Source organism: Rhodococcus sp. ENV425 (genome assembly GCF_002887785.1).
Lineage (GTDB): Bacteria > Actinomycetota > Actinomycetes > Mycobacteriales > Mycobacteriaceae > Rhodococcus > Rhodococcus aetherivorans.
Genome location: NZ_PCZU01000064.1, coordinates 42,377 through 49,394, shown reverse-complemented (window position 1 = coordinate 49,394; position 7,018 = coordinate 42,377). Strand labels below are relative to the sequence as shown.

The 7,018-nt window shown below is 71.3% G+C and carries 7 protein-coding genes, 1 tRNA gene and 1 other RNA gene; 6 read left to right on the top strand and 3 right to left on the bottom strand.

Translation table 11 applies throughout. From position 1 onward, the window contains the following. Positions 1 to 203: 203 nt before the first annotated feature. Together CQZ88_RS04940 and ffs are read right to left on the bottom strand one after the other, a co-directional pair. Positions 204 to 1,493: an aminotransferase class I/II-fold pyridoxal phosphate-dependent enzyme gene (locus CQZ88_RS04940; RefSeq protein WP_006943089.1), complete on the bottom strand. Its 1,290-nt coding sequence runs from the start codon at positions 1,491 to 1,493 to the stop codon at positions 204 to 206. Positions 1,494 to 1,542: 49 nt separating this feature from the next. Then, positions 1,543 to 1,637, bottom strand: an RNA gene (gene ffs / locus CQZ88_RS04935) — signal recognition particle sRNA small type. Between the two features lie 117 nt (positions 1,638 to 1,754). On the opposite strand from ffs, the gene CQZ88_RS04930 reads away from it, so the two are divergent. After that, a tRNA-Ser gene (locus CQZ88_RS04930) sits at positions 1,755 to 1,842 on the top strand. 89 nt (positions 1,843 to 1,931) lie between these two features. Continuing rightward, positions 1,932 to 2,198 carry a DUF1905 domain-containing protein gene (locus CQZ88_RS04925; RefSeq protein WP_065923159.1) on the top strand — a complete coding sequence of 89 codons (267 nt, stop codon included), beginning with the start codon at positions 1,932 to 1,934 and terminating at the stop codon, positions 2,196 to 2,198. A gap of 13 nt (positions 2,199 to 2,211) precedes the next feature. On the opposite strand, the gene CQZ88_RS04920 is transcribed toward CQZ88_RS04925, so the two are convergent. Beyond that, a complete protein-coding gene (locus CQZ88_RS04920; protein ID WP_102799329.1) occupies positions 2,212 to 3,204 on the bottom strand; it encodes a DUF1524 domain-containing protein in 993 nt (330 codons plus the stop codon). 134 nt (positions 3,205 to 3,338) lie between these two features. Here CQZ88_RS04920 and CQZ88_RS04915 point away from each other — a divergent pair, with 134 nt between their 5' ends. The 4 genes from CQZ88_RS04915 to CQZ88_RS04900 all read left to right on the top strand — a co-directional run bounded on the left by CQZ88_RS04915 (position 3,339) and on the right by CQZ88_RS04900 (position 7,012). Then, the gene (locus CQZ88_RS04915; protein ID WP_029547091.1) at positions 3,339 to 3,989 is read left to right on the top strand and encodes a YoaK family protein; all 651 of its coding nucleotides are present in this window, start codon (positions 3,339 to 3,341) and stop codon (positions 3,987 to 3,989) included. Between the two features lie 60 nt (positions 3,990 to 4,049). Beyond that, positions 4,050 to 4,862, top strand: coding sequence for a helix-turn-helix domain-containing protein (locus tag CQZ88_RS04910; RefSeq protein ID WP_174824754.1), 813 nt, complete (start codon positions 4,050 to 4,052; stop codon positions 4,860 to 4,862). Then, on the top strand, positions 4,859 to 5,416 hold the full coding sequence (locus CQZ88_RS04905; RefSeq protein ID WP_065923161.1) for a TIGR03086 family metal-binding protein: 558 nt from the start codon (positions 4,859 to 4,861) through the stop codon (positions 5,414 to 5,416). Before CQZ88_RS04910 ends, CQZ88_RS04905 begins: the two co-directional genes overlap by 4 nt. 63 nt (positions 5,417 to 5,479) lie before the next feature. Then, entirely contained in the window at positions 5,480 to 7,012 is a 1,533-nt protein-coding gene (locus tag CQZ88_RS04900) for a metallophosphoesterase (protein ID WP_102799328.1), read from the top strand. The last annotated feature ends 6 nt before the right edge of the window (positions 7,013 to 7,018 follow it).

The following is a 7,018-nucleotide window of genomic DNA, read 5'->3' as shown; positions in this document are numbered from 1 at the left end:
AGCGTGTCGCATGGACCACCTGAGTCAGCCGTGACCGAAGCGATGTGACATTCGGCCAGGACGACCGGGCCGTGACGGCGAGAATTGCCCGCGGCCCGACCGAGCCGAGTTGTCCACCGCTTGTCCACAGAGTTGTCCACAGGTGGGGGGAAACACCCGTAGGCCCCGGTCGCCGCGTGACGACCGGGGCCTACGGGGAGGAGCTACTTGCCCAGGGCCTTCTCGGTCGCCGCGAGCAGCACGCACGTCGCGACGCCGTCCATGGCGGTGGCGAGTTCGTTCAGCGACGGGAAGCTCGGGGCGAGCCGGATGTTCTTGTCCTCGGGGTCGTTCTTGTACGGGAACGCCGACCCGGCCGCGGTCAGCGCGATCCCCGCGTTCTTCGCGAGGGAGATGACCCGCTTGGCGGTGCCCTCCACCACGTCGAGGCTGATGAAGTAGCCGCCCTTCGGCTCGGTCCAGGACGCCACCTTCGACGGCCCGAGCCGGTCCTCGAGGATCTTCAGCACGAGCGCGAACTTCGGTGCGAGGAGCTCGCGATGCTTGGCCATGTGGGCCCGCACCCCGTCGGCATCACCGAAGAAGCGCAGATGACGCAGCTGGTTGACCTTGTCCGGGCCGATGGTCTTGATACCCAGGAACTTCTCGTACCACGCCAGGTTCTCGGCCGAGCTGCCGAAGAAGCTGACGCCGGCGCCGGCAAAGGTGATCTTGGATGTCGAGGCGAGGACGAACACGCGGTTCGGGTGCCCGGCCTCGGCCGCCATGCCCAGGATGTCCAGGGCGGGGGCGGCCTCCTCGACCAGGGGATGCACGGCGTACGCGTTGTCCCAGAAGATCCGGAAGTCCGGCGCGGCGGTCGGCATCGACGCCAGTTCGCGGGCGGCGCGCTCGGAGTACACGGCGCCGGTCGGGTTCGAGTAGGTGGGCACCGCCCACATGCCCTTGATCTGCGGGTCCGAGCCGACGAGCGCGGCGATCTTCGCCAGGTCCGGCCCGTCGTCGTGCATGGGCACCGGGATCATCTCGATCCCGTACGACTCGGTGATCGCGAAGTGCCGGTCGTAGCCGGGCGCGGGGCACAGGAACCTGACGACGGGTTCCTGGGACCACGGGCGCGGTGAATCCACCGTGCCGTGCAGCAACGACGCCACGACCAGGTCGTGCATGATCTCGAGGCTGGCGTTGTTGCCGGCGATCAGGTTCTCGGTGGGGATGCCCAGGAGCTCCCCGAAGATGGCGCGCAGCTCGGGCAGTCCGCGCAGGCCGCCGTAGTTACGGCAGTCCGTGCCGGACGCGTCGCGGTAGTCGTCGACCCCGGGCAGCGACAGCAACTCCGCGGAGAGGTCCAGCTGCTCGGGGGACGGCTTGCCGCGAGTCAGGTCCAGCGTCAGCTTCTCGGCTTCGAGTCGCGCGTAGTTGTGGGACTGGCGCTCGTGCTCTGCGACGAGTTCCTCATGGCTCATCAACCCAATCTGGGTTTGGGTAGGCATGCGGAAGGACCTTTCACCGCGCCCAACGGCACGGGCATCGGCATCGGAAGCTAGGGGACCCCGCGCACCCGGCAGAGCCCGTTGACCCTTGCTGCCTTCCGGCCCTGGGGGAGTTCACAGGATGCGCGCCGCGCGGGATCCATCGGCCAGTGTAGACAAACATCGCTCCGAACCGTGAATCGGCACCGCCACACCCCGCCGAAACCCGCGGCGACCTCCCCGTTTGGCAACCACCAGGTCATATTCGGTATGCTTCCCCACGGAGGATTCGCCTAGTGGCCTATGGCGCTCGCCTGGAACGCGGGTTGGGTTAACGCCCTCAGGGGTTCAAATCCCCTATCCTCCGCCACGGGGAAGCCCCTGTGATCCGCAGCTTCGCGGATCACAGGGGCTTTTTCGCTTCCCTGTCGTGTCGGCCCCACCCTCTAGCCTCGCGGCATGCGCTTCTCCGGCATCGTCGAGGTCTTTCCCGGCCCGGGCGGCTGGCACTACCTCGACGTGCCGGCCCGGATCGTCGAGGCCGTGACGAGCGTCGCCGTACGCGGACTGATCCCGGTACGCGCCCGCATGGGCGGCACCGAGTGGGACACGTCCCTGCAGCCGCGGGGCGACGGCCGGCATTTCCTCGCGTTGAAGAGGTCGGTGCGCGCCGCCGAGTCGGTCGAGGTGGGCGACACGGTGACGATCACGGTCGCGGAGCGCTGACGCGCCGGGCGGCTCACTCGCAGGCGACACCGTCCCGGTCACCGTCCATCTCCTCGCTGTACCCGGGCTGACCGGCGTACAGCGGCGCGGCGCCGGCGGTCCGCGCCTCGGCGCAGTTGCGGTAGGTCGCGGCGGCGGCCGGCGGCGATGCCACCGACGGGGCCGGTTCCGGCGCCACGGTCGCGGCAGGCGCGGCGGGCACGGGGGCCGGGGCGGCGGCGCCGCACTCGGTGAGGACGCGGACCATCGCGTCGTGCTCGGCCTGGGTCACCCACAGCTGATAGAGGGCCTTGACCTCGATCTGCCGCGCGACGTACGTGCACCGGTAGGACCGGTTCGGCGGCAGCCAGGTCGCGGCGTCGCCGTCGCCCTTCTGCTGGTTGGCGTCGCCGTCGACGGCCTGCAGGTTGCGGGGATCGTTGGCGAAGTTCGCGCGGGTCTGCTGGTCGAGCTGCTGGGCACCCTTCTGCCACGCGTCGGACAGCGCGACGACATGGTCGATCTGCACGTCGGCGGAGGTGTCCTGGCCACGGCGGAACTCGATGGTCGTGCCGGTGTAGGCGTCGTGGAGGGTGCCGAAGAGGACCACGCAGTCCCGGGTGGCGGTCTTGTAGGTGATGTCGACGAGGTCGCGCCGCAGGATGTCGTTGCGGGTGTCGCAGCCGTTGCGGCCGCCGTCGACGTCGACGTCGTCGCTCCACGCCGGGCCGAAGAGTTCGCGGTCGTAACCGGTCTTGGGCGCTCGCCCCTTGACCGGCAGCGTCGCGAGCGTGGCCAGCGCCGACGAGGCGGATGCGTCCGCGGGAACGTGGGTCGGCGCCGGTGCGGGGGCCGGGGGCGGGGTGGTCGTCACCGTCGGGGTCGCGGCGACGGTGGGCGCGTGCGCCGGGGTGGCGGTGTCCGTTGCTGCGGCGCATCCGGTCAGCAGCAGGGCCGCCGCGGCGAGTCCGGCGCTCCATCCCCGCCTGCGGTGGTTCGGGGACTGGCGGGACGGTGAGGCGAACACGCTGGGTACTCCTGGGGGCGGGATGCGGTACGGCGGCACCCTCCGCGGGGGAACGAAAGGGCGTCTCCCGGAGGTCGTACCGGACATCCCTTTCGTTACCAGAGGTAACAGCACAAGGTGATTACGATTTGTCCGTGGTCGGATACGGCAGACAACTCACGGCCCTCGCCATCGCGCTGTCCGGCCTCGCCGGATTCGTCGACGCGCTCGGCTTCATCACCCTCGGGGGCGTGTTCGTGTCGTTCATGAGCGGCAACTCCACGCGCATGAGCGTCGGCCTGGCCGACGGCGCCTGGGGCCAGGCGGCCCTCACCGCCGGCATCATCGGGCTCTTCCTCGTCGGTGTCGTCCTCGGCGGGGTGGTGGCGCAACTGTCCGACCGCAGCCGGCGCGCCCGCAAGACCGCCGTCCTCGCCGCGGTATCCGCGCTGCTGCTACTCGGTGCGCTCGCCCACACGGCGGGGTGGACGCCCGTCGCGGTGGTGGCGATGACCCTCGCCATGGGCGCGGAGAACTCGGTGTTCCAGCGCGACGGCGAGGTGAGCGTGGCCCTGACGTACATGACCGGGGCGCTCGTCAAGATCGGGCAGCGGCTCGCGGCCGCGCTGTTCGGCGGGCCCCGCTGGAGCTGGCTGCCGTACCTGGGCCTGTGGCTGGGCCTGGTGACCGGCGCCGTCGGCGGTGCCCTCGCGCATCGGGCGTTCGGACTGCACGCCCTGTGGGTCGCCACCGCGGTCGCCGTCGCACTCACCGTCGCGGTGCGGCACCTGCCGTACCGGCCGTGACGGAAGCCGGTTCCCCACGCAGGCAGCGATTGTCGGAGCCTGCGCCTACGCTCGTGGGCCATGAGGTGGTATGTGCCGAGCACTCCCAGCGCGGACCTCGCCGAGCACCTGGTGTGCGTGTGGTCGGCGGTCTCCGACGGGCAGAGTCACCTCCTCGTTCCGGACGGATGCGTCGACGTCCTGTGGATCGCCGGCGTCGGCATCCGCGTGTGCGGTCCGGAAACCTCCGCGTGGTCGTTCACCCTGCCGCCCGGCGTCGTCTCCGCCGGCGTGCGGTTCCGCCCCGGTCTCGCCTCGTTCGCCCTGCGCGCGTCGGCCGCGCAACTCCGCGATACCCGCGTCGGGTTGGACGACTTGATCGGCTCGGCCGGGGCCAGACCACTCGCCGACCGGCTCGACAACGCCCGGACCGCCCCCGAACGGCTCGAGGTGTTCCAATCCGCGGTGCGGCGCTGGCTCGCGCACGGCCTTGCCCCCGACCCGCTGATCGGGCACCTCCGGCAGGCACTGTCCGGGCACTCGTGGAGCGTCGGCACGCTCGCCGACACCGCCGCACTCACCGAGCGTCAGCTGCAGCGCCGCTGCAACGAGGCGTTCGGGTACGGCCCGGCCACGTTGCGATCGATTCTTCGCCTGCAACGGTTCATGGCCCTCGCCGACGCCGGTCCCGGGCGCGGACTGGCCGAACTCGCATCGGTCGCCGGCTACAGCGACCAGTCGCACCTGAACCGTGAGGCCCGCAGGATCTCCACCCTGACGCCCACCGCCCTGCTCGCCGGCGAGGCACCACGGTGGCACGGCCCGGGCTCGGCACTCGATGTCCGAAGTATCCAATCCCTCGGCGACCTCGGGGCGGAAGAATTCGCGGCATGACCGAGACCCTCTCCCCCGCCCGTCACTACCGCGAACTCGCGGCGAAGTTCACCACACGCGTCGAGGCCGTGCCGGCCGACCGGTGGGACGCGCCGTCGCCCTGCGAGGGCTGGACCGCCCGCGACGTGCTGCGGCACGTCGTCGACACGCAGCGGCAGATCGTCACCGTCGTCGGCCTGGAACTGCCCGCCTGCCCCTCGCCGGACACCGACCCGGCCGGCGCGTGGGCCGCCACCCGCGACGGCATGCAGGCGATCCTCGACGATCCGCAGCGCGCCGGCCTCGAGTACGACGGCCACTTCGGCCGCACCACCCTCGCCGCGACCGTCGCGCGGTTCTACAACTTCGACCTCGTCGTGCACGGCTGGGACATCGCCCGCGCCGCCGGCCTGGACGACTCCGTCGACGACGAGGATCTCGACTTCGTGGAGGCGACGGCGCAGGCCCTGGGCGACTCGATCCGTATGGAGGGGGTCTGCGGGCCCGCCGTCGAGGTGCCCGCGGACGCCGACCGGCGGACCCGGGTGCTCGCGCACCTGGGCCGTCGCGCCTGATCGGCGGTAGCGCCGCGCCTGATCGGCGGTGGCGTTGCGCCTGATCGGCGGTAGCGTCGGGGGATGCGCGCCCCGGGCTCCTGGCTTCCGGTGTCGTTGCTGGCTGTGGCCGCCCTCCTGTCCGGCCCCGCCGGGGCGGCACCGTCGGTGCCCGCGCCCGTCACGTCCGTCGGCATCCCGGCGACGGGACTGACCACCGACGTCCCGGCGACGTCCGCGACGATGTACGCGGGCGTGACCGACTCGGCGGACCCACCGCTCCCGCGCGACGTCGCCGAGAGCGGTGCCCCGGTGTCCGTCGGCGACAAGTTCGACGAATATCCCTATGTCCGTTACGAACTCGAATTCCCCGCCGGAACCGAGGCGGTGACGCTCCGGTGGCAGGGCCGCAGCGTCAACCTCGACGACCTCGCCCTGCACGTGCGCACGGGCCGATCGTGGGGCGAGCCGCGCGCCGTGGCCCGGCCCGCGGCGCCCGGCGGACCGATCGTGCTCGAGGCCCGGATCACCGGCGTCGCCGGCCCCGTGGAGATCCTGGTGATCGACGGGCCCCGTCGCGACCGGGGTTTCCGCGACGCCAACGCCGTACCGGACCAGGCGTTCGCCGATCCGGCGGAGTACGACTTCGCTATCCAGCACCTCACCGACACCCAGTACCTCGCCCGCGACGACACCGCCGCCTTCCGGGCCATGACGACCTGGACGGCGCAGCAGGCCCGCGACCGGAAGATCGCGTACACCGTGCACACCGGGGACCTGATCCAGTCGTGGATCCGGCCGGGCGCCCCGGACGCCCGCGCCCGCGCGGAGTTCGAGGTCGCGTCGGAGGCGATGGGAATCCTCGAGGCGGCCGGGATGCCCTACGGGGTCCTGCCCGGCAACCACGACAACCTGTGGAACGTCGCGGGCCGGCTCGTGCCGGGCGAGCACGAACGCAACCACGCGCTGTACAACGCGTACTTCGGGCCGCAGCGGTTCCGGGACCGGCCGCAGTGGGGCGACTCGGTGACCGACACCGACAACTCGGCGCACTACGACCTGTTCGAGATCGCCGGCGCCCGGTTCCTCGTCCTCTACATCGGCTACAACCCGGCGGAGCACGTGATGCGCTGGGCCGAGCAGGTGCTGGCCGCCCATCCGGACCGCAACACGATCGTCGCCGCGCACTACTACCTGGACGAGGACGGGCGCCTGCGGATGAGCGGATTCGGCGACATCGGCGGCAGTTCGGGCCAGCAGATCTGGAACCGGCTCGTCGTGCCGCACGAGTCGGTGTTCATGGTGCTGTCCGGGCACGTGGACGGGCAGACGACCGTGACCGACCGCCCGATCCCCGACAGCGACCGGCGCGTGGTCGAGATGCTCGCCGACTATCAGTACTTCCTGGTCGACGGTCGACGCGCGACGGCGTTCCAGCGGTTGCTGCAGTTCGATCTCGACGACGGCACGGTCGCCGTCACCACCCACTCCCCCGCGCTCGACAGCTTCCGGGTGGAGGACCACGACCCGCGGCGCCGCTACACGCCGGAGGACGGCGACTTCGTGGTGGACGTGCAACTGCGCGCCGGCGTGCCACGTGCGGTACTCCCCGGCTGAGTCCGG